The 20,897-nt window shown below is 63.7% G+C and carries 22 protein-coding genes; 1 reads left to right on the top strand and 21 read right to left on the bottom strand.

Annotated features, from left to right (window positions below; genetic code table 11):
• Window positions 1–63 precede the first annotated feature (63 nt).
• The 14 genes from BLU17_RS23240 to BLU17_RS23175 form a co-directional block, all read right to left on the bottom strand.
• Window positions 64–546 carry a hypothetical protein gene (locus BLU17_RS23240; RefSeq protein ID WP_092001908.1) on the bottom strand — a complete coding sequence of 161 codons (483 nt, stop codon included), beginning with the start codon at window positions 544–546 and terminating at the stop codon, window positions 64–66.
• A gap of 41 nt (window positions 547–587) precedes the next feature.
• A complete protein-coding gene (locus BLU17_RS23235; RefSeq protein WP_092001989.1) occupies window positions 588–1,286 on the bottom strand; it encodes a trimeric intracellular cation channel family protein in 699 nt (232 codons plus the stop codon).
• Between the two features lie 32 nt (window positions 1,287–1,318).
• On the bottom strand, window positions 1,319–1,621 hold the full coding sequence (locus BLU17_RS23230) for a hypothetical protein (protein WP_092001905.1): 303 nt from the start codon (window positions 1,619–1,621) through the stop codon (window positions 1,319–1,321).
• Window positions 1,622–1,672: 51 nt separating this feature from the next.
• Complete coding sequence (locus BLU17_RS23225; RefSeq protein WP_425434133.1) at window positions 1,673–2,107, bottom strand: MarR family winged helix-turn-helix transcriptional regulator; 435 nt, start codon at window positions 2,105–2,107, stop codon at window positions 1,673–1,675.
• Window positions 2,108–2,329: 222 nt separating this feature from the next.
• Window positions 2,330–3,490, bottom strand: coding sequence for a porin (locus tag BLU17_RS23220; protein WP_092001898.1), 1,161 nt, complete (start codon window positions 3,488–3,490; stop codon window positions 2,330–2,332).
• Window positions 3,491–3,977: 487 nt separating this feature from the next.
• Entirely contained in the window at window positions 3,978–4,712 is a 735-nt protein-coding gene (locus BLU17_RS23215; RefSeq protein WP_092001895.1) for an ABC transporter substrate-binding protein, read from the bottom strand.
• Window positions 4,713–4,858: 146 nt separating this feature from the next.
• Window positions 4,859–6,079, bottom strand: coding sequence for a benzoate/H(+) symporter BenE family transporter (locus tag BLU17_RS23210; RefSeq protein WP_092001892.1), 1,221 nt, complete (start codon window positions 6,077–6,079; stop codon window positions 4,859–4,861).
• Window positions 6,080–6,082: 3 nt separating this feature from the next.
• Entirely contained in the window at window positions 6,083–6,859 is a 777-nt protein-coding gene (gene benD / locus BLU17_RS23205) for a benzoate diol dehydrogenase BenD (RefSeq protein ID WP_092001888.1), read from the bottom strand.
• Window positions 6,856–7,878, bottom strand: coding sequence for a benzoate 1,2-dioxygenase electron transfer component BenC (gene benC / locus BLU17_RS23200; RefSeq protein ID WP_092001884.1), 1,023 nt, complete (start codon window positions 7,876–7,878; stop codon window positions 6,856–6,858). Before benC ends, benD begins: the two co-directional genes overlap by 4 nt.
• Window positions 7,879–7,918: 40 nt before the next feature.
• Window positions 7,919–8,407 (bottom strand): benzoate 1,2-dioxygenase small subunit, encoded by a 489-nt coding sequence (gene benB, locus BLU17_RS23195; RefSeq protein ID WP_092001881.1) that lies wholly within the window; start codon window positions 8,405–8,407, stop codon window positions 7,919–7,921.
• The gene (locus tag BLU17_RS23190) at window positions 8,404–9,762 is read right to left on the bottom strand and encodes a Rieske 2Fe-2S domain-containing protein (RefSeq protein WP_092001878.1); all 1,359 of its coding nucleotides are present in this window, start codon (window positions 9,760–9,762) and stop codon (window positions 8,404–8,406) included. The genes benB and BLU17_RS23190 overlap by 4 nt, the downstream gene beginning before the upstream one ends.
• Before the next feature lie 111 nt (window positions 9,763–9,873).
• Window positions 9,874–10,809, bottom strand: a complete 936-nt coding sequence (gene catA, locus BLU17_RS23185; protein ID WP_092001875.1) for a catechol 1,2-dioxygenase — start codon at window positions 10,807–10,809, stop codon at window positions 9,874–9,876.
• Between the two features lie 32 nt (window positions 10,810–10,841).
• The gene (gene catC, locus BLU17_RS23180; protein ID WP_092001872.1) at window positions 10,842–11,132 is read right to left on the bottom strand and encodes a muconolactone Delta-isomerase; all 291 of its coding nucleotides are present in this window, start codon (window positions 11,130–11,132) and stop codon (window positions 10,842–10,844) included.
• A gap of 29 nt (window positions 11,133–11,161) precedes the next feature.
• Entirely contained in the window at window positions 11,162–12,298 is a 1,137-nt protein-coding gene (locus BLU17_RS23175) for a muconate/chloromuconate family cycloisomerase (protein WP_092001867.1), read from the bottom strand.
• Between the two features lie 194 nt (window positions 12,299–12,492).
• Here BLU17_RS23175 and BLU17_RS23170 point away from each other — a divergent pair, with 194 nt between their 5' ends.
• Complete coding sequence (locus tag BLU17_RS23170; protein WP_092001865.1) at window positions 12,493–13,413, top strand: LysR family transcriptional regulator; 921 nt, start codon at window positions 12,493–12,495, stop codon at window positions 13,411–13,413.
• Window positions 13,414–13,525: 112 nt separating this feature from the next.
• On the opposite strand, the gene BLU17_RS23165 is transcribed toward BLU17_RS23170, so the two are convergent.
• The 7 genes from BLU17_RS23165 to BLU17_RS23135 all read right to left on the bottom strand — a co-directional run bounded on the left by BLU17_RS23165 (window position 13,526) and on the right by BLU17_RS23135 (window position 20,895).
• Window positions 13,526–13,768, bottom strand: coding sequence for a hypothetical protein (locus BLU17_RS23165; RefSeq protein WP_092001862.1), 243 nt, complete (start codon window positions 13,766–13,768; stop codon window positions 13,526–13,528).
• Window positions 13,765–15,177: a YeiH family protein gene (locus BLU17_RS23160; protein WP_092001858.1), complete on the bottom strand. Its 1,413-nt coding sequence runs from the start codon at window positions 15,175–15,177 to the stop codon at window positions 13,765–13,767. Before BLU17_RS23160 ends, BLU17_RS23165 begins: the two co-directional genes overlap by 4 nt.
• A gap of 217 nt (window positions 15,178–15,394) precedes the next feature.
• The gene (locus tag BLU17_RS23155; RefSeq protein WP_092001855.1) at window positions 15,395–16,282 is read right to left on the bottom strand and encodes an ABC transporter permease; all 888 of its coding nucleotides are present in this window, start codon (window positions 16,280–16,282) and stop codon (window positions 15,395–15,397) included.
• A complete protein-coding gene (locus BLU17_RS23150) occupies window positions 16,279–17,283 on the bottom strand; it encodes an ABC transporter ATP-binding protein (RefSeq protein WP_425434132.1) in 1,005 nt (334 codons plus the stop codon). The genes BLU17_RS23155 and BLU17_RS23150 overlap by 4 nt, the downstream gene beginning before the upstream one ends.
• Window positions 17,284–17,347: 64 nt before the next feature.
• A complete protein-coding gene (locus BLU17_RS23145) occupies window positions 17,348–18,403 on the bottom strand; it encodes an ABC transporter substrate-binding protein (RefSeq protein ID WP_092001848.1) in 1,056 nt (351 codons plus the stop codon).
• Between the two features lie 63 nt (window positions 18,404–18,466).
• Window positions 18,467–19,366, bottom strand: coding sequence for a TauD/TfdA dioxygenase family protein (locus BLU17_RS23140; RefSeq protein ID WP_092001843.1), 900 nt, complete (start codon window positions 19,364–19,366; stop codon window positions 18,467–18,469).
• A gap of 203 nt (window positions 19,367–19,569) precedes the next feature.
• Window positions 19,570–20,895 carry a type II toxin-antitoxin system HipA family toxin gene (locus BLU17_RS23135; protein WP_092001840.1) on the bottom strand — a complete coding sequence of 442 codons (1,326 nt, stop codon included), beginning with the start codon at window positions 20,893–20,895 and terminating at the stop codon, window positions 19,570–19,572.
• Between the last annotated feature and the right edge of the window lie 2 nt (window positions 20,896–20,897).

Raw genomic sequence — 20,897 nt, 5'->3', positions numbered from 1 at the left:
GAGAAGCCACCGCGCCCGGCCGCGCGCATCGGGCCGCATGACCTGCGCCGGACGCATCGCGTACTAAAAAAAAGAATAGCGCGTCGTGCAGAATACCGCTTTCTGGCTGGTCGGCGCTCGGCGATCATGCAGCACGCAAAGATGGCATTTGACCCGACGGGTGACGGCCAGCTCGACGATGCGCACATTGCGTGCCGCGTCGCGCCATGTGCGATGCATCGCGCGGGGCAGCAGGGCGAGACTCGGCGCGAAGTTCACTATGGAACGCACTGCGAAGCGTCGCGCGCCTGCCGGCGCGAGGCCTTTGCGCCAACGCGGCGCCCCGTGATGGCGCGGTGGCCGCATGGCGAACCGCGCACCATACGCACAGTGCAGGTAAAAAGGGAAAAAAGCGGCAGCTTCGGCAGTACGGCGCGCGTGCAAGACCTCAGTCGCGCGATTCCGCGCCGGCGAGCCGCAGGCCGGCGCGGCGGCAATCCAGGCGAGTGAGGATGTGACGCTGTCGAATGTCCATAGCGCTTCGGCCCGAAGATCGGCGCGGCGCATCGAAGAGTGCGTGGCAACTGCCGGCACACGGCGTGCCGAGGCTATCGCGCATCCTGCCGCGAATCCGCCTGTCGAGCGCGTTTCGCGTCGCCGCCGTTTTGCGCCGCTGGCTGCGTCTGCGTCCGCGCGGCGTGGAAAACCGGCAGACGCCAGCCGTAATAGAGCGAGGCAAGACGCAGCGCCACGCACGACATCACGGCCACCCACGGCGTCCAGAACGCAGACCAGCCGACATACGTGAGGCCCACCTGGACCGAAGCGCCGAGCAACGCAGCCGAAGCGTAGATCTCGCGATCGAGAATGGCCGGCACGCGCGAAAGCAGCACGTCGCGCATCACGCCACCGCCCACCGCGCTCACGATGCCGAGAATGATGGCCGGCTCCGCGCTCTGACTATACGCGAGCGCCTTCTGCGCGCCCGCGACGGCAAAGAGCCCGAGCCCGATCGCATCGAACAGCAGCACGGGATGGCGCAGCCGCCGCACCTGCGGATACGCGGCGATGGTGAGCCCGGCGGCCAGCACCGAAACCGCGAGATAGGCCCAGTTCGCGAGCCCCGCGGGCGGCACCGCGCCGATGCACAGATCGCGGATGATGCCGCCGCCGCACGCCACCATGAAACTCACGACGACGATGCCGAAAAGATCGAGCCGTCGCTGCCTCGCGGCCACGGCTCCCGAGATCGCAAACGCGAACGTGCCGATCAGATCGAGAATCGTATACGCCGCATGCGCGTTGATATGCGCGCCAACGTGCGCGCCCAGCTCCATGCTCACGCGGCCTCGCTTTCGCGGCCAGGCCGCGCAGCGGCCGCGCAGGGCATCGCATCGAAGCCGGCGCGCATGGGGTCGAGCACCGGCGCGTGCACGCCGGCATGCCGCATCGCGGCGGGCGCTTCGCCATTGCACAGCACGGCCGCGCCGCCCGTCACGCGCACCTGGCGCGGCACGAGCGAGGCGGTGCGCCATTCCCGCATCGACAGTCCGGGATGCCGGTGCATTTCCTCGTGGCGCGGTTCGGGCTCGTGCAACAGCGCGCCGATGGCGGGCGCGACTGTCTCGACGAGATTCGGCATGGACGACTCCTTCATGCGTATTTCAAAGTGCAATTGCGCGGGGCCGCGATTTCAGACGTCTTCGATCAGGCTCTGCGCGAGCTTGGCGAGCAACTGGTCGAGCGTCTTGCGCTCGTGCTCGGTGAGCACGGCCGCGAGTTCGGATTCGAGCTTCGAGCCGGCTTTTTCCGAGGCATTCGCGACTTTCGCGCCCTCGGGCGTGACGCGCAGCGTGACGCTGCGCCGGTCCGACATGTGCGTGCCGCGGCCGATCAGGCCACGCGATTCCAGCTCGCCGAGCGTTTTCGAAAGCAGCGTCTTTTCGATGAGCGCCCGTTGCGATACGGCCTTGGGCGTGATGCCGGGCTCGGCGCGGATCATGCGCAGCACGCGCATGGCGCGCACGTCGAGATCCCAACGCGCGCGATAAACCGCGTTGGCACGCTCCATGAGCAGTGCGCTCGTCTGATCGAGCCTGAACGTGAGGAAATCGGAATACAAGGGCACACTCCCCGGCTTCGTAAGCCCGCACGGCCGGCCAGCCAGCCGGCAAACTGGTCGCCAGTATAGTGAACTAGTTGAAAATTTCAACTATCCCGGGCGTGGGTGTGCGCAGAAGACATGCAGACACGACTGCGCGGCGGGCCTCCACCTGAACGGAAGCCTGCCGCGCATGGGGAAACGTCCGGCGGGGACAGATGCCCGCCGGAGTCAGCGCAGGGAAGCGATTTAGAACGCGTGACGCATGCCAACCGTGACGGCGACCTGCGTATCGGTCGACGACGGCGAGAGCGTGTTGAGCATCGCGTGCGAGAGTACGGAGTCGGCCGGCGCGCCGTGCACGTTCTGATACACGCCTTCAAGGTAGAAGTCGGTGCGCTTGCTGATGGCGTAGTCCGTCTGCAGCATCGCCGTGTTCCAGCCCGGGTTCGTGCCGTTGTACGCGCCGTGCGTGTACGTGTACGCGCCCGAGACGCTCCATGCGGGCGTGAGCGCGTATTTCACGTTGGCCTCGAAGTTGTCGAGGCGCAGCGAACCGGCGAGCGAACCGGCGGCGCTGTCGTTCGCGCCGAGATAGGTGCCCGTGCCGAACGAGTAGACGCCGGCGACGTTGTCGATCTGCGAGTGACTCCAGACGAGACCCACAGTGGCCGGCCCGTAAGTGTAATTGCCGCCGAGCGACCACACGCGCTGGCGCTCCGCGAGGAAGTTCGCGCTCGTGTCGCCGCTGGTGACCGCGCCGCTGCCATTGCCCGCGTTGTTGAACTGCAGGTAGCCGGCTGCGAGGTTCAGCGGGCCCTGGCTATATGCAATGGCGAAGCCGTAAGAGCGGTTGTTCGCGAAGTCGCCGGCCTTGTTGCTGAACGAGTACATCGTTTCGAACGTCACGCCGTACCAGGTCGGGCTCGCGTACTTGACGGAGTTGTTGGCGACCACCGAATTCGCGGCGAGGTTGTCGTTTTCGAACGGGTGCGCTGCGAGGTTGCCGCCCCACGTGTTGAATTCGGCCGTGAGCGGCCCCACGAGGTCGTTCATCACGTCGAACTGGCGGCCGAACGTGAGCGTGCCGTAGGGGTCGCTTTGCAGGCCCACCCAGGCCTGGGAGCCGAAGCCGAGACCCGAAAATGCCTGCGCGCCGTTGTTCAGCAGGAAGCCTTGTTCAAGCTTGAAGATTGCATGCAAACCGCCGCCCAGATCTTCCGAACCCTTGAGGCCGAACACCGTGTTCTGCGTGGAACTGGTGTTCATCTGCCAGTTGCTGTGGCCAAGCTGGTTGTTCGTGTAGACGAGACCGGTATCGATCAGGCCGTAGAGGGTGACGCTGCTTTGCGCATGCGCCGAAATGGCGAAGGCGCTCAGGATGGCCGCGGCGATTAGCGATTTCTTCATGTTTTCAGGCTCCGGATTAAGCGGTGGGTCAATGCATCGGATTCAGGCAGCCGGCACCATTGATGTGCAATTTCATAAGCGCAACTTCCATTTCGGTGCACATTGCAAAGGCAAAAGAAATCCGCCGACGATTATTGCGAATTACGCAATTCATCGGTGTGATAAATGCAATGATGAAATGAAAATCGTGCTGCGAGTGCGGCGCGAATCGACACCCGCATCATAGGGCGCCGAAAATAAAAATGGTGTCGAAATTCAGATGGCGTGGCGATAAAGGCACACCTTGGCATAACCCCGTCGGACAAGGCTCGACGCGCTTCCGGGAATGTGCGGGGTATGTATTCCGCCTCTAAAATTACACAATGCTTTCAGAGTGCGCTTTAAACGCGGTGAGAAAGACCGATTATCCATCGCGAGAATCGCTGCGGAAATCGGCCTTCAGGACGGGCTGATTCTGATATTAAGCAGTTTTTGTTTATCGATGCACTTACGCAGCGGGCGCAACCGACGCGCCCTCGATTCCATGGCGCTTCAATGCCGCTTCGACAAATCCTGATGCCTTCATCGACTCGACGAACGCGCAGAGCACCGTTGCGGCCTGCGGACCGCGGTGCTTCGCAACGCCCATGGCCTGGCGGATCACCATGAAGCGCTCGCCGAGCAGGCGCAAGCCGCCGGCCTTCGCGGCATCCGCTTCGAGTTGCTGCTTCACGCCCGCGGCCACATCCAGTCCTTCTGCGAGGAAGGTCGGCACGACGGCGGGCGAAGCCGGCGCACGCACGATCTGAGCGGCCTTCAATTCGCGCGTGAGAAACAGGTCGTACGCACTGCCCTTGCCCACCACTACCCGGTTATGCGGCTGATCGACGTCGGCATTCGTGTGTACAGGCGATTCGTCGCGCACCAGATAGAAGCCTTCGATCAGCACATACGGCGCCGTAAATGCGATCGTTTCGCCGCGCTTGGGATCGACCGCGAAGAAACCGAAGTCCGCGCGCTCGTCGCTCACGGCTTCGACCGATTTGGCGGCCGTATCGAACACGACGAGTTCGAGCGGCACGCCCAATTGCTGCGCGAAAGCCCGTGCGAGATCGACGGATACGCCGAACGGCTCGCCCGATTGCGGATCGCGATTCGCAAGAATCGGATTGCCGAGATTGATGGAGGCGCGCAAGGTGCCCGTGGGCGCGAATACATTGACGACAGCGGGATCGATATTCATGGTAGTCCGGTTGATAACGCGTTTTCACGGCTACGCGCCGGTCAATGCAACATAATCACGGCGGCGTATGGAGCGGCTCCGAGCATATCACGCAGCCGATCCCAGGCCGTGCAGTCGTAGCCCCACGAAGCCGCAGGCGGAGCGGCTCAGGGCTGTGCTTCCGCGCGCGTCGGCAATTTACCGCTGGCCCGGCGAGCAAGCTTCCATCGCAGCAACGCATGGGCCGCAAGGCCGAACAGCAAACTCCAGAATGCAGCGCCCAATCCGCACAGCGACATTCCGGATGCCGAAACAATGAAGGTGACCAATGCGGCATCGCGGTCCTGCACATCGCTCATCGATGCAGCCAGCGCGCCGGCAATGGTGGGAAACAAGGCAAGTCCGGCGAGCGCGGCGATCAGTTCCTTTGGAAGCATCGCAAACAGCGATAGCACCGTCGCAGCGATACAGCCGAGAACGAGATAGACGATTCCGCCGGAAACTCCTGCAACGTAGCGCTTTTCCGCCTCTGCGTGCGCCTCGTGGCCTGTGCAGATCGCCGCAGTGATTGCGGCCAGGTTCAGGCCGTGGCAGCCGAACGGCGCGAGCACCGCCGAAACCGCGGACGACCAGGCGATCAGCGGCCCAGCCGACGGCTTCGCGTAGCCGCTATTGCGCAGAACCGCCATGCCGGGCACCCACTGCCCCGTGAGCGCCACCACCATCAACGGCAGCGAGATGTTGACGCCGGCCTGCCAGTCGAAACGCGGTGTGGTCCACGTTGGCGCCGTGAACTGCAACGAAGGAACATGGCCGGTGAGCTTGCCGCCCAGAACGGAAACGAACACGCCCACCGCGAGCACCCCAACCACCGCATAACGCGGAAACCACCGGCGCCCCATGAAGAACACGACAAACATCGCGCCGACCATCACGGGTTGCGCGGGCAGGACGACGAACATCTTCGCCGCAAAACCGAAGAGGATGCCGGCCAGCATCGCCGCCGAAATGCCCGCAGGCAGCCTGGACACGATCCTGTCGAAGGTTCCGCTCACGCCGATCACGAACGTCGCCACGCTGGCAATCAGATAAGCGCCGACCGCCTCTGGAAAGCTCACCGTGGGCAGCAGCGTTATCAGCAATGCCGACCCCGGCGCGGACCACGCGACGACAACGGGGACCCGATAACGCAGCGAGAGCACGACTCCCAGAAAGCCGGAGCCGATCGAGATCGTCCATACCCAAGACTCCAGCAGGGCATGCGGCATGCCCTGCGCGGCCTGGAACACCAGCACGAGCGGGCCGGCGAAAGAAATCAGCGTGGCGACCGCGCCGGCGACGATTGCCGGCAGCGAAGCGTCCTTTGCGAGTTGTGACACGGCGCTCATGGGTCAACCCATATCGCCGCCGGCCACCGGCAACACGGAACCGGTGATGTAGCTCGCCTCGTCGGACGCGAGGAACAGGATTGGAGCGACCTGTTCGTCGATGGTGCCGTAGCGCTTGAAGAACGTCGATTCGGTGACCTGCACGACGGCCTCGCTCATCCAGACCTTTTCCTGTTCACTGTCGCCGGTCGCATTGCGCGGAATGCGGCGCGGCGGCGCATCGGTTCCACCCGGCGCGGTGGCGACCACGCGAATGTTGTGTTCAGCGTATTCCATCGCGAGCGACTGCGTGACCGCATTGACACCGCCCTTGGCCGCCGAATACGGCACGCGACGAATGCCGCGCGTGGCGTTCGACGAAACATTGACGATGGTTCCGCGCCCGCGCTCAAGCAGATGCGGCAACACGGCGTGACACGTGTAAAGCGTGGGCATCAACGATCGGCGTATTTCCGCGTCGATCTGCGCCGGCTCGAATTCGGCAAACGGCCGCATGCGAATTGCGCCACCCACTCCGTTGACGAGGATGTCGATACCGCCAAACTGTTGAGCCGCGAAATCCATTGCCGCTTTCGCGCCTTCGTATGTTTCGAGGTCGGCGACGAATCCCGCTGTTTCGGCGCCCTGCGCCTCGGCCGCGACCGCCGCCACGAAATCCGCGCGATCGACGAACAGCACCTTGCCGCCTTCGGCAGCCGCTCGCAGCGCCACGCCGCGGCCGATGCCCTGAGCCGCTCCGGTGACGACTACGACCTTGCCCGAGAATCGTTGCATGTTCATGCCGCCTTCTGGACTACGTTGGGAGTGAACTTCTCGTAGTGGAAGCTGTTGGGCTTCACGCCTTCATCGTCGAAATACTTGCGCACGGCGTCGACCATCGGCGGCGGGCCGCACAGATAAACGTCGACATCGCCGTCGTTCAGGGCGGCGGCCGGAATGTGCTGCGTGACCCAGCCCTTGCGCGGATGATTCGAGTCCGCGTCGGCGACGACCGTGGCGTAGCTGAAATTCGGCAACTTCGCCATGTAAGCGTCAATGGCTTCGACGAGCACCAGGTCGAGGTCGCGAGTGACGCCGTAGATCAGGTGCACCTTCTGCTGCGGGCGCGTCCGGGCGAGCACTTCCAGCATCGAGAGGAAGGGAGCGAGACCGGTGCCGCCTGCGAGGAACAGCAGCGGACGCTGCGCGTCGCGCAAATAGAAACTGCCGAGCGGGCCGGTCAAATCGAGCTTCGCACCGGGCCGCGCGGCTTCGAGCCACGTGCTCATCACGCCGCCGGGAATCTTCTTGATCAGGAAGCTGACCTTCGATTCTCCCGGCGCGGACGAAAAGGAATACGAACGATGCTGGCCGCTTCCGGGCACGTCGATATTGACGTACTGCCCTGGCAGAAACACCGGACCGGCCGCATCGACGTCAAGCTCGAGTACGACGGCCGCGTCGTTGTGCTGCTCGACCTTCGAGACCGTTGCGGCAACCCTGCTCTGCCCCGTCTTGCATACGGCGGACGATGCGGGGACCGCGATCACGCAATCGCCTTGCGGCACCATCTGGCAGGTGAGCACGAGGCCGCTGTCCTTTTCGTCCTCGGTCAAGGCGTCTTCGATATAGTCTTCGCCGAGGTCGTAGCTGCCGCTTTCGGCACGGCATTTGCAGGTGCCGCACACGCCGTCCGAACAGTCCATCGGCAGGTTGATTCTGGCGCGGAAGGCCGCATCGAGAACTTTCTCGCCCGCCTTGCATTCGATGAAACGGGTAACACCGTCCTCGAAATTCAATGCGATCTTGTAGCTGGACATGGTGTCTCCTTCGTTCCCATGTTGAAACTGACTGCCGACGTCAAACGTGATAGACGTCGAGCACCTGCCGGATGTAATCGTTCTTCAGCACGATCTTCTTGTATGAGATCAGGAAGTCGTCGCCGGCCTGGCGCAAGGTGACGAACATCGTGCCGAAGAAGTGATCCGTGATCTTGTAGCGATGATTGAGCGTGTGGAAGTTGTAGCGCACATCCACTTCGCCGTCGCGCTCGGCCAGCACTTCCACGTTCGTGACGTTGTGGCTCGTGCGCGGCTCCGGCATCGAAGCGCCGCTGCGTTCGGTCTTGATGCGAAACACGCGGTCTTCCAGGCCGCCGCGATCCGGGTAGTACATCAGCGAGATCTGGCTCTCGTGATCGTCCGTGAGTTGATCGTCGTCGTCCCACGCCGGCATCCAGTACGTGACATCCCCGGCGTAGCAGGCGAGCCACGCCTCCCACTGGCGATCGTCGAGCAGGCGCGCTTCACGGTATAGCGTGGCGCAGATTTTCCGGTAATCGTGGCTCATGCCCGCGCTCCTTCCTGTTCCTTCTTGAGCGCGTCGCGCATGGCGTGCACCCAGTACTCGTGCTGGACCACGAACAGGCCTTCGTCTTCACTACGCTCGCCTGAAATGATCGGCTTGATGCCCATTTTCTTCGCGTTTTCGTCAGGTCCTTCGACCCACAGCGGCGCACCGCGCGAAAGATCATTCCACATCGCCGTGGTGCCGGCATAACCGGCCTGGCATGCGCGGAACTCTTCCAGGTCGTCGGCGGTGCCCATGCCCGTGACGTTGAAAAAATCCTCGTACTGGCGAATACGCGTGGCGCGATCGTCCGCGCTCTCGCCCTTCGGCGCGAAGCAGAAGATGTTCACTTCGGTCTTGTCCACGCTGATCGGGCGAATCACGCGAATCTGCGTGCTGAACTGGTCCATCAGGAACACGTTCGGATAGAGGCACAAATTTCTGGTCTGATTGACGATGAATTCCGCCTGCACTTCGCCAACGCGCGCCTTGATTTCCTCGCGATGCTTGTAGACCGGCCGTACCTCGGGATTCATCGTGTTGGTCCACAGCAGGATGTGGCCGTGTTCGAAGCCATAGACGCCCGCCACCGATTTGCTCCAGCTGGCGGCGTCCACTGCCTGGGTGCCGTCTTCCTTGCGACGCCCCATGGTTGCGGCGTAATTCCAGTGCACGGTGCTGACGTGGTAGCCGTCGCAGCCGTTCTCCATCTGCATTTTCCAGTTGCCGTCGTAGATGTAGGAGGAGTTGCCACGCAACACCTCCAGACCGTTCGGCGACTGATCGACGATCTGATCGATGATGATCTTCGCTTCGCCGAGATAGTCCTCCAGCGGCTGCACGTCCGCATTGAGGCTGCCGAACAGGAAGCCGCGGTAGCGCTCGAAGCGCGCGATCTTCTTCAGGTCGTGCGAGCCGTTCTTGTTGAACTGCACGGGATATTCGGTGGTCTTTTCGTCCTTCACCTTCAGCAGCTTGCCGGTGTTGGAAAACGTCCAGCCATGGAACGGACACGTGAAACTGCCCTTGTTGCCGTGCTTGCGCCGGCACAGCATGGCGCCCTTGTGCGCGCAGGCGTTGATGACGGCGTTCAGTTCACCGGTCTTGTCGCGGGTGATGACCACGGGCTGACGGCCAAGCCACGTGGTGTAGTAGTCGTTGTTGTCCGGAATCTGGCTTTCGTGCGCCAGATACACCCAGTTGTTCTCGAAGATGTGCTTCATCTCCAGCTCGAACAAGTCGGCGTTCGTGAAGATGTCGCGGCGGCAACGGAACATACCGGTTTGCTTGTCGTCCTGCACGGCGGTGGACAGCAGGTGATCCAGGTCACTGGCCTTGTCGATGATAGCTGACATGTTAGCTCTCCTATGCATACTCCAAACGCGGCACGGAGTCCCTGCATCGGTGTCGAATGATTATTTCGAGGGAGGCCGCGGCAGTATCGTTACTACCGCTGCCGCGAACCGTTACGCCGTGGCCGAAGCGCGCAGGCGGTGAACGAGCTGGTTGTCCTTACCCTGGACCAGCGGCGTGAGCGTGAAGTTGAATTCGATGTCCTTGTACGTGTCGGCTTTCAGGCCGATCGCCGTACCGCCGGTCTTTTCGGCTACGTGCGGAATCAGTTCTTCGCGCGTCGCGTAGGCGAAGTCATCCCAGATCAGCGGGTCGCCTTCGATATTGAATTGCGTGGTCAGCTTGCGGCTGCTTTCCGAGGTCACGAAGAAGTGCACGTGCGCCGGGCGGTTGCCATGGCGGCCGAGCCCGTTCAACAGTTGCTGCGTTGCGCCCTGCGGCGGGCAGCCGTAGCCCACCGGCATGAGCGTGCGGAATTCATACTTGCCGTCTGCCCCCGTCCTGATGGCGCCGCGCAGGTTGAAGTCGTCCTGCGCGCCGGTCGGGTCGAAGTGCGAATAGAAGCCCTTCGAATTCGCATGCCAGCATTCGACCACGGCGCCAGCGAGCGGCTTGCCTTCGAGGTCGGCGACCGTGCCATGAATGACGAGCGGACCCGCATCCGCGTCCGCGTTGATGTCGATGCGCGATACGCCCTCGCGCACCGGCGCACCCGCAACGTAAAGCGGCCCTTCGATCGTACGCGGCGTGCCGCCTTCGAGTCCGACCGCCTTGTCGGCGGCGTCCATGCGGATGTCGAGGTACTTCTCCAGGCCGAGGCCGGCTGCCAGCAGCGCCGCCTCACCGTCCTGGCCGAGCTTGTTCAGATAGTTCACGCCGGCCCACACTTCATCGGGCGAAATGTCGAGATCGTCGATGGCTTTGAACAGATCGCCCAACAGACGATGGACGATCTGCTGGAAACGCGCGTTGCCGTTGTCGCCGTCGAGATTGGCGGCGGTCTTCAAAAGGTCCTGCACTTCCTTCGTTTCGAATACTTTTGTGTTCATGACTCTGTCTCCTTGTATTGGGGGAAATCCGCTCAAGCGTCGTTGTCCCGAACGGACGATGGGTGGCGGCACAATGGCGTGACCGTTATCTTCATGTATGGAAAAAGCGGCAAGGCGGCGAGAATGTCGTGCAGCTCTGCGTTGCTCTCTACGTCGAAAATGCTGTAGTTCGCGTATTCGCCGACCACTCGCCAGATATGGCGCCACTTGCCGCTGCGCTGCAGCTCCTGCGAATACGCTTTCTCTCGCGCCTTGATTTCGTTGGCGACATCGGCGGGCATGTCGGCCGGGATGTTCACATCCATTCGTACGTGGAAAAGCATGGTCAGCGTCCTTTAGATTCTTGCTGGCGTCACTTCGTCACTTTCATGAGCCCGTCGCGGGTGAAACGCCTGACCCGGGCTTCGTCCAGTTCAATGCCGAGACCCGGGCCCTTCGGCACGGTGAGCTCGAAGTCGCTGTAATCCAGCGGCGTCGTCAGGATTTCTTCGGTAATCAGCAACGGCCCGAACAGTTCAGTGCCCCATTGCAGGCTGGCCAAGCTCGCGAACAGATGCGCCGAGGCGATCGTGCTCACGGCCGCCTCGAGCATCGTGCCGCCATAGAGTTCGATACCCGCGGCGTCGGCAATCGCGGCCACGCGCTGCGCCGCGAACAGCCCGCCGCTTTGTTCGATCTTGATGGCGAACACATCGGCGCCCCCGTTCTTCGCGATCTCGAACGCGCTTTCCGGGCCCTGCAGGATTTCGTCGGCCATCAATGCCACCGGGAAGCGGCGCATGAGCCGCGCAAGCGCCGCGGCGGATGCGACCGGCTGCTCGACGAGTTCGCAGCCCGCATCGGCCAGCGCCGGGATCGCCCATGCCGCTTGCGTCTCGCTCCACGCCATGTTGACGTCGACGCGCACGGCGGCCCGCTCGCCCACGGCCTTCTTGATTTCGGCAACGTGCCGGATATCGGTCTTGATCTCCCTCGCGCCGATCTTCAGCTTGAAGATCTTGTGACGGCGCGCTTCGAGCATCGCTTCGGCTTCGGCGATATCTTTGGCCGTGTCGCCCGAAGCCAGTGTCCAGGCGACCGGCAGCCGTTCGCGGCGGCGGCCACCCAGCAATTCGCTCACGGGCACGCCGAGGCGCTTGCCGTGCGCGTCGAGCAGCGCGGTTTCCAGCGCGCATTTGGAGAAGTGATTGACCTTCACCAGCTTGCCCAGGTGCGCCATCAGCGCCTGGATCTGCGTGGCGTCCTTGCCGATCATCGCCGGGGCGAAGTAGGCGTCGATCGCGAGCTTCATCGCCTCCGGGCTTTCGGGGCCATAGGCCATGCCGGCAATCGTCGTACCTTCGCCGATGCCTACGACGCCATCGCTGCAATACACCTTCACCAGCATCAGGGTTTGCCCGTACATCGTGGCGACGGATAGCTTGTGAGGGCGAATCGTCGGCAGATCTATCAGCCGGGTTTCGATACGTTCGATCGTTGCGGAGGTCATGTCGAATGCTGCGGAAGTGAAGAAGATATGGCCGTTTTATACACGCCGCAGATTCGTGGAGTCCAATACTATTTGAATCCAGTTCGATACCTTTATAATATAGAATCGCCTTAACCGGCCACAGTAAAGCCGATATTGCGGCGCATCATATTCTCTGAGTATCGAGAATGGGATGCTTCTTTTGGGATCGAACCATGGACCTCCGCCAGCTTCGTTACTTCGTCGCCGTTGTCCGCGAGCGCAATTTCACGCGCGCCGCAGAGCAGCTTCGCATTGCTCAACCGCCGCTGAGCCGGCAGATTCAGTTGCTCGAACAGGAGATCGGCGTGCCGCTTCTGATTCGCAACACGCGCCCGGTTCGCACGACGGACGCAGGCCGTCTCGTCTACGAGCAGGCGATGCAGATTCTCGGGCGCGTGGAGCAATTGCAAACGGCCGCAAAGCACGTGGGACTGCACCATCGCACCGTGCTGTCGATCGGTTTCGTCGCTTCGGTTTTATATTCAGGATTGCCAACGCTCATGCGCAAGCTGCGTCAGCACGCGCCGGAACTCGACATCCAGATGGTCGAGCTCATGTCGGTTCAGCAGATTCAGGCGCTGAAGGAAGGCCGGATCGATATCGGCTTTGGACGCGTGCGCCATAGCGACCCCAACGTGGCAGGCATCGTCCTTCGCGAAGAGCCGCTTGCCGTCGTCGTGCCGATCGGGTCCGACATGGCAACGGAATCGACGCCGATACCCATTGAGCAACTGGCGGGACAAAAGCTGATTGTCTATCCGAAGGAGCCGCGTCCCGGTTTCGCCGATCAGGTGTTGAACGTGTTGCACGGCGATGGTGTGCAACCGGGCGAAGTACTGGAGGTGCGGGAAATTCAGACGGCGCTGGGTCTGGTCGCGGCCGAGTTCGGCGTGTGCGTGATCCCTGCGTCAGCGCGTCAAATACGTCAGGACGTGCACTATCGTTTGATAGACAGCGACCATGCGACTTCACCGATCATCCTGAATCACCGCGTCAACGACAATTCGGTTTACGTCGATCTGGTGAAGCAGCTGGTCAAGGAAATGTATGCCGAGCCGCAAGCGTGGCTTCCGGCGAAGAAAACGAAATCGTGACGAGGTGCCGCGGCATCGTCACGACACGGCCGGGGCTGGCCTCGGATGAATCGTGCCCTGTGTGCGCTTTTCGCACGCGCATCCATGACCCGCGCGAGGCTACGCCACGATGTCAACGGCGCTTCGCGGCTTCGAACGCCCCGCAACGGTCGCCGGGCAGCGTCAGGCGATCGAGGCGCAGGCACAACCGGTTCGCGCCAATGCTCGCACCGTAAGCCGAACCCAGCGAAGCGAGCCCCGCTATGCGCGCTTCGAGCAGCACGAGGTCATCGGCCCAATGCACGCAGCGCATGCATTGCCCGGCAACGGGCGGATGCTCGCCGGCCGCTTCCGCAGCCCGGTCGTCGGCGCTCATTGTCCGAGCGTGAGCCAATACGGCGCGAACACGTGCACCGAAAGCGCGTAGCCGATCGCCACGTTCACCACCACCCCGGCCGTGAATGCCGCCAGCGGTTTGAGTCCGGTCGACGAAAGCGCACCGAAGCGCGTTGTCAAGCCGATGCTGAGAAAGCAGAACGTGAAGGCCCACGTGCGCAATGCGACGATCGGCGCAACGAACGCAGGCGTGACGACACTGCGATATTCGGCCAGCGTATAGTGCGACGCGACCCAGGTGACCAGCGCCGACGCGATCACGAAACCGATCACGAACTTCGGGAAGCGCGTCCAGATCTCTTTCGCGCTCGTCTTCGCCTCGACCTCGGCACCTTCCTCGCGATCCCAGCGTGTGGTGGCCACGATCGCAAGCACGAAAGCCCAGATGCCGATCCAGATGTCGCGCCCCACCACTTTCATCAACACGAACGCCTGCAGCGAGGCGTCAGGCGCGCCGGCCACCGCGCCCGCCGTGTGGCGCGCGAAGTCGCCGTATGCCTGGGCAGCCGCGATGCCTGCGGCATCCGCGAACTCAGAGGTGCCGATCCACGCGCCCGCGACGCCTGTTGGCAGTCCGAGCGCACGCGAGAGCGCGGGCAATGCGAACACCATCACGATGGCCCAGACCACCACGAGAGTAATCGCCACCGACGCCTGCTCGCGGCGCGCGCGTACCGCGCCAGCGATCGCGATGGCCGCCGATACGCCGCACACCGCGCCGCCCACGCCGAGCACCGCCGCGAAGCGTTGATCGATCTTCAATGCGCGCGCCACGCCGTAGATCACGAAGAACGTCGCGAGCGAAACGATCGTCGCCTGTCCGATGGCCACCGGTCCGGCCCACACGATCAGCGTGAGCGGCAGCGTTGCGCCGAGCAGCACGATGCCGACCTTGATGTAGAACTCCACGCGCAATGCGGGCGCGAGCCACGCCGGCACCGCGAACACGTTCGAAACGATTAGCCCCAACGCCAGCGCAATCAGCGGCGGTTCGAGGTTGTAGCGGCTCGCCTGGCTCCACGCGCCGAGCGCGAAGATCAACGCCGACACCACGAATACGACCGCGAATCCCAATATGAACCGCACGACCGGCAAACCGAGCGCCGCGATCGCGATGGAAAAAACGACGGCGAATGCGGCGAAAAGCGCGAGATAGTTTCCCGCGTGCGCGGCAAAGTCGTGAGCCAGCGCGCCGAAATCCGACCATCGGGCCGGCGCCACGGCGAGCGTCTTGATACTGCCGCCCGAAGCGAACAGTGCGTATGCGACGACGATCGCGAAGAGCCCCACGGCCACTGCCCACCAATCCTCGGTTCCAAAAGGCCGGCGGCGCTCCCGCACGGCGGCCGCGCCATTGCCGGCGTTACCGGCAACCGATGTATGACTCATGATCTGCCCCCTGCCTGATTGTTGATCGTTGTTTGCAGACGTTGATGGAGAACCCGCGCGTCGGCCCCGTTGCCGCGCGCATGTGATATTTAGTATGGAGTCCGTCGGATTGAATTAAAAATGACTTATTCGTCTTTGCATATATCGCACGCCCGCGGTGCCCGAATGCATCACGCCACGGCTCCCGGCGCGGCGGCAGCACCGGTCGGCGCCGCCGTCATTGCTGCACGCCCCAGCGCCTCACGGTCAGGCGTTCGAGCGTATCGAAGACGAGATGTTCGACGAGCAGCCCAATGATGATGACGGCTGCGAGCCCTGCAAACACGCGGTCGGTATAGAGCTCATTGCGGTTCTGGAAGATGTACCAGCCCAGCCCGCCCTGCCCCGCGCTTGCCCCGAACACGAGTTCGGCGGCGATCAGCGTGCGCCATGCGAAGGCCCAGCCCACACGCAGTCCCGCGATGATCGACGGCAACGCTGCCGGAACGAGAATGAGCGTGACGTGGCGCAGCCCGGTCAGCCCGTAGTTTCGCCCCGCCATCCTGAGTGTGGCGGGCACGCCGAGAAATCCCGTGTACATGTTGAGCGCCAGCGGCCAGAGCACCGCGTGAACGAGCACGAAGAGGAGGCTGCCGGTACCGAGCCCGAACCAGAGCAACGCGATCGGCAGCAACGCAATCGACGGCAATGGGTTGAACATCGCTGTCAGCATCGACAGCAGGTCGCGGCCCGTGCGCGTCGACACCGCGAGCGCCGTGAGCGCGAAAGCGAGCACCACCCCGATCGCATAGCCTCGCAACAGCATAGACAGCGAGATGGCGGTCTTCTCGAGCAGTTCGCCGCTCAGGATGCCCTGGACGAATGCCGCGAGCGTAGCGCCGAACGTGGGTACCAGCAGGTCGTTATCGACGATGCGGGCGGTGATCTCCCACGCCGCGATCAGCAGGAGCGCGATGACCGTGCGCCGGAGCCAGCTTGCGTCGGCGAGACGCCGCGCGAGCGGCAGCGTAACCGAGTCGCCGCCGGGCGGCGCGGGTTGCAGCGCGTGCTCGTACTCGGCGCGCACGGGCGGCAGCGGAGGCAATGCGCGGTTCGGCGTGCTCATGCGCGACCCTCCGCGACCGTTCCGGCCAAGGCTGGGGCGCCCTCCTCGGTATCGAACAGCATGCGATGAATGCGTGCGACGCTCGCGCGAAAGGCGTCGTCGCCGGTGCTCGCATGCGTATAGACGTGACTGTTGAGTTCCGCGCGCACCCGTCCCGGATGCGGTGAGAGCAGCAGAATGCGGTTGCCCACCACCAGCGCCTCTTCGATGGAGTGCGTGACGAAGAGCAGCGTGAAGCGTTCGTCCTCCCACAGGCGCAGCAACTCTTCCTGCATCTTGCGCCGGGTCAGCGCATCGAGTGCGGCGAACGGTTCGTCCATGAGCAGCACGCGCGGTTGCATGGCGAGCGCGCGGGCGATCGCCACGCGCTGCTTCATGCCGCCTGAAAGCGTGTGCGGATAAGCGTCGGCGAACGCGGCCAGGCCGACTTTGTCGAGATAATGCAAGGCCCGCGATCGCGCTTCGCCGCGCGAGAGTTTGCGCGCGATGCGCAACGGGAAGGCGATGTTTTCGACCACCGTCTTCCAGGGCGGCAACTGGTCGAACTCCTGAAACACGACCACGCGATCGGGACCGGGGCCACGCACTGTCCGACCGTCGAGCGCGACGGTTCCGGACACAGGTTCGATGAACCCTGCAATCGCCTTGAGCAGCGTGGACTTCCCGCAGCCCGAGGGGCCGAGCAGCACGAAGCGGTCGCTCCCGTACACGTCGAAGCTCACTTCGTGCGTTGCGCGCACGATGCGCTCGCGGTTGCGGTACTCGAGGCTCACGCCCTCGATGGCGAGCAGCCGTTGACTGGACGCCGCCTCGCGGCGCGGTGCGGCAGCCGGACCGCGCCGCAAGCCCGCTTCGGCGTCGCCGGCCGGCGCCGAAGCGGCGTTCGACCCGCGACGCGCGAGCGGCGTTTGCTCCCAGTATCCGGACGTGTTGACGTTCACAATTGGAAATCCAGCGGATAAAACGCCAACATACGGGCAGCCGCGACGCATCCCAACCAATGAATCGACATATTCAATACACGGCGACGCATAAGCATGGATTACGCCGTTCCAGCGGGGATGCTCAACTGCCGCCGGCCGTGGCGGGGTCGTCGAAGAAATAATCGCGCCAGGACTTCGGCTCGTTGCGGATTGCGCCCGTGCGATACATGAACTGCGCGAGGCCCAGCGTGTTCTGCGGCGCCGTCTTGAACTGCACCTGCGGGTCGCGCAGGATCTTCAGCAGCAGGCTGCGATCGATCTTCGAGTCGTTCACGCGTATGTAGATGTCCGCCGCCTTCTCGGGATCCGCCGAGATGAGACGGGCTGCGTCGGCGAGCGCCGCGACGAAGGCGCGATACGTCTTCGGGTTCTCGTCGCGGAACTTCTCCGTTGTGTACAGCACCGTCGCCGAACTCGGGCCGCCGAGAACGTCGTATGAGTTGAGGACGATATGGGCCTTGGGATTGGCCGCCAGTTCCTGCTGCTGGAACGGCGGATTGCCGAAATGCGCCGTTATCACGCTGCTGTTGGCAATGAGCGCGGCGGCCGCGTCCGGATGCGGAATGGCCTGCGTGAGCTTGTCGAGGCGATCGAACTGCTTGTCGCCCCACTGCTTCGCCGTTGCGTACTGCAGCACGCGCGACTGCACGGAAACGCCCACCGCCGGAACCGCGATGCGGTCCTTACCCGTGAAGTCCGCAATGGTCTTCACGTTCGGATCGGTGCTCACGAGGTAATACGGCAGGTTGCCGAGCGAGGCGACGCCCTTCACGTTCTGGCGCCCGTGCGTGCGGTCCCACACGGTTAGCAGCGGGCCGACTCCCGCGCCTGCGATGTCCACTGCGCCCGAGAGCAGCGCATCGTTGACGGCCGCGCCGCCCGACAGCCGCACCCAGTCCACCTTGATGTCGATCCCGGCCTTGTGGCCCTCCTGCTCGATAAAGTGCTGGTCGCGCGCGACGTTGAGCATCAGATACACGACGCCGAACTGCTCGGCGATACGGATCGCGCCCTCGGCGCGCGCCGGCTGCGCGGCACCCAGCGCGGCCGCGGCCAGCGCGGCGGAAACGGATAGCGCTGCGACGCGGCGCAACGCGTGCGTGCCGCGTGCGAGCGCGGCGCGAAGTGGAAACGGCATGCGGATACCCCGTGATTTTCGTGCTGGAAGCGCGCGGCGGACAAGCCGCGCGGGCCGCGCCACTCAGAACGGCGAGTCGCCTTCGATCGTGGTGCGATAGAGCTTGCGACGCAGATGGTCGGGCGTGCCCGCAGCGAGATGCATGAGCGAGCGGTTGTCCCAGAACACCATGTCGTGTTCGCGCCAGACGTGCCGGTACTGGTACTCCGGGCGTACGCTGTGCGCGAACAGCTCGTCGAGCAGCGCGCGGCTTTCGTCCTCGGGCAAATCGACGATACGCGTCGTGAAGTGCTCGCTCACGAAGAGCGCCTTGCGGCCCGTTTCCGGGTGCGTGCGGACCACCGGATGCACGACCGGCTTCACCTGGGCGATCTGCTCGGCGGAAAGGTTCGGCCGCCACGAACTGCGCGCCTGCAGTTCGGCGTAGCGCGCGAGATAGGTATGCTCGGCGCGCCGCCCGTCGACCGCGCGGAGCAGATGTGCGGGCAGCCTGTCCCACGCGAGATGCATGTTGGCGAACAGCGTATCGCCGCCTTCCGCGGGCAGTTCCTGCGCGTGCAGCATCGAGCCGAGGCTCGGCTTCTCCTTGTAAGAGAGGTCCGAGTGCCACAAGCGACCCGCGTCGCCAAGACCCACCGGCTTGCCGTTTTCGACGATGTTCGAGACGATCAGGATCTCGGGATGGCCGTGCAGCGCGAACTGGCGCAGCACGTGGATCTGCAGCGGCCCGAAGCGCCGCGAGAAGGCGATCTGCTGCTCAGGCGTGATGTGCTGATCGCGAAAGACCAGCACGTGATGATCGAGGTGGGCGCGGTGCAGGCGCGCGAAATCCTGTTCGCCAAGCGGCTTCGCGAGATCGAGGCCGATCACCTCGGCGCCCAGCGGCGCATCGAAGACGCGGATGTCGAAATGCTGTTGCACATCTTGAGCGGTGCGCTCGGCAGCAGAAGCGGTCGTAGTCACGCGGTTTGCCTTACGGAATACCAAAGTGCTCAATCTACGTGCGCTCGCCAGAGCTGACAACGAAGCAAATCCGATACGTTTATCCGTTCAAGGCATAAAGCCGCTGCTAAGGCATACAGGGCCATGAGCGTGTCATTGCATTCCCGTCGCCGCGCCTCTCCGCGTTGGTGCGCCTTGATGCGCCAGGGCGCGGCATCGTGCGATCATTGCGCCGCGAGTCGCTCCGCCGAAAATCGCAAGCCGTCGAAGAGCCGCTCGGCCACGCGCTCCGGGAAGCCTTCGGGCAGCGCGGACGCCACTTCCGCGATCGCGCCGGGTGTGCGTTCGAGCACGCGCTCGATCAGCGGCGCGGCATCGGGGCCGTAGTGGCATAGCCGGGCGGTGGCGTCGAAATGCGCGCGCTTCACGTCGCGCATGCGATAGTGGCGCGCCTTGCCCCACACCGCCATCGCCAGCGACGCCTTGTGCCACGACCACTGATTGCCGCCATCGCCCTCCACCGGCCAGATCGACATGACGTCATAGAGCGGCGCGAGCCGAAAGCGCCCAGCGGGCATCAAGCGGATGCTGAAATTCTTGGCGTGGCCATCGGGCGCGGCGAGCATCCAGAATACGATTTGAGCGGCGAGAAAAGTTTCGATGTCGTCGCGCGCCTGCAGCGACTGCCGCAAGAGGCCCGCGATCTCGCGCGCACCCGGCCCGCCGTGCGCTTCATATTTGCGATGCGGCGGCACGCCGAGCGCCTGGCAAAAGTCCTCCTGCGGCAAGCGCAGCAACGCGCCGCTGCGCGAGCGCGCGCGATCGAAACGCTCGACGCACAGCACTTTCTGCGTGCCGAACGCCATGATCTGCGCCTGCGAAGCGGGCAATCCGTAGGCCCTCAGCAATGCCAGGCAAAGCCATTCGTTTTCGACCGAGGTATTGAAGTCCACCTTGCGATGACCGATCAGTCCGAGCGGCAGCTTGAGAATGTGCGTGGTGGGCGTGGCGCCGCGCGGCAGCAACCATTTACCGCGGTGGCGCAAGAGCGCGGTTTTCTCCTGCGCGCCCGCCAGCGAAATACGCAGATCGTCGGCCTCTTGCGCGCCGCCAGGCAGCGCGCCCGCCGTTTCGAGCAACAAGCGTTCGACGGCGGCATCGCTCAACGCCGTGCCTTCGATCCTGTCGACGCGCCCCGGCGTTTCGTCTTCGCCGAGCAACTGCACCGCGCCCACGCAATCGCGTCCGACAGCCTTGAGCAGGTCGAAGGCATCGAGCGTGTCCGTGCGAAAGCGCGCCGCGATACGGCGCCGTATTGGCTCGCTGTCGGGCAGGAGATTGTCGAAATAATGGCGAACGCGCTCGCCGCGCAGCGGTGCGTCTCCCATGCCGAACGGCAGCGAAAGCGAAAGCGGCCGGCCCAGGGCCGAGCGCTTCCAGGTGTCGTCGTAGCGCAGCTCGGTGTCGCCGGTGGGCGTGAGGCTCCACGTGCCCACGCGCTCGCCGTTGGCCCAGATCGAGAGCGCACGCGAATGCGATTTGCGGGCCATCG

Origin of the sequence: Paraburkholderia lycopersici, from assembly GCF_900096975.1 — a bacterium.
In the GTDB taxonomy this organism is placed as follows: Bacteria; Pseudomonadota; Gammaproteobacteria; order Burkholderiales; family Burkholderiaceae; genus Paraburkholderia; species Paraburkholderia lycopersici.
This window is presented reverse-complemented; position numbering and strand designations above follow the sequence as displayed.

Coding starts and splice junctions, on each gene's coding strand:
- BLU17_RS23240 (WP_092001908.1), bottom strand. CDS start 546: ATGCGCCGCGCCGATCTTCGGGCCGAAGCGCTATGGACATTCGACAGC.
- benD (WP_092001888.1), bottom strand. CDS start 6,859: ATGAACATGCAACGATTCTCGGGCAAGGTCGTAGTCGTCACCGGAGCG.
- BLU17_RS23210 (WP_092001892.1), bottom strand. CDS start 6,079: ATGAGCGCCGTGTCACAACTCGCAAAGGACGCTTCGCTGCCGGCAATC.
- BLU17_RS23165 (WP_092001862.1), bottom strand. CDS start 13,768: ATGAGCGCCGACGACCGGGCTGCGGAAGCGGCCGGCGAGCATCCGCCC.
- catA (WP_092001875.1), bottom strand. CDS start 10,809: ATGAACACAAAAGTATTCGAAACGAAGGAAGTGCAGGACCTTTTGAAG.
- BLU17_RS23145 (WP_092001848.1), bottom strand. CDS start 18,403: ATGCCGTTTCCACTTCGCGCCGCGCTCGCACGCGGCACGCACGCGTTG.
- BLU17_RS23155 (WP_092001855.1), bottom strand. CDS start 16,282: ATGAGCACGCCGAACCGCGCATTGCCTCCGCTGCCGCCCGTGCGCGCC.
- benC (WP_092001884.1), bottom strand. CDS start 7,878: ATGTCCAGCTACAAGATCGCATTGAATTTCGAGGACGGTGTTACCCGT.
- BLU17_RS23160 (WP_092001858.1), bottom strand. CDS start 15,177: ATGAGTCATACATCGGTTGCCGGTAACGCCGGCAATGGCGCGGCCGCC.
- BLU17_RS23190 (WP_092001878.1), bottom strand. CDS start 9,762: ATGTCAGCTATCATCGACAAGGCCAGTGACCTGGATCACCTGCTGTCC.
- BLU17_RS23230 (WP_092001905.1), bottom strand. CDS start 1,621: ATGCCGAATCTCGTCGAGACAGTCGCGCCCGCCATCGGCGCGCTGTTG.
- benB (WP_092001881.1), bottom strand. CDS start 8,407: ATGAGCCACGATTACCGGAAAATCTGCGCCACGCTATACCGTGAAGCG.
- BLU17_RS23220 (WP_092001898.1), bottom strand. CDS start 3,490: ATGAAGAAATCGCTAATCGCCGCGGCCATCCTGAGCGCCTTCGCCATT.
- BLU17_RS23175 (WP_092001867.1), bottom strand. CDS start 12,298: ATGACCTCCGCAACGATCGAACGTATCGAAACCCGGCTGATAGATCTG.
- BLU17_RS23135 (WP_092001840.1), bottom strand. CDS start 20,895: ATGGCCCGCAAATCGCATTCGCGTGCGCTCTCGATCTGGGCCAACGGC.
- BLU17_RS23170 (WP_092001865.1), top strand. CDS start 12,493: ATGGACCTCCGCCAGCTTCGTTACTTCGTCGCCGTTGTCCGCGAGCGC.
- BLU17_RS23215 (WP_092001895.1), bottom strand. CDS start 4,712: ATGAATATCGATCCCGCTGTCGTCAATGTATTCGCGCCCACGGGCACC.
- catC (WP_092001872.1), bottom strand. CDS start 11,132: ATGCTTTTCCACGTACGAATGGATGTGAACATCCCGGCCGACATGCCC.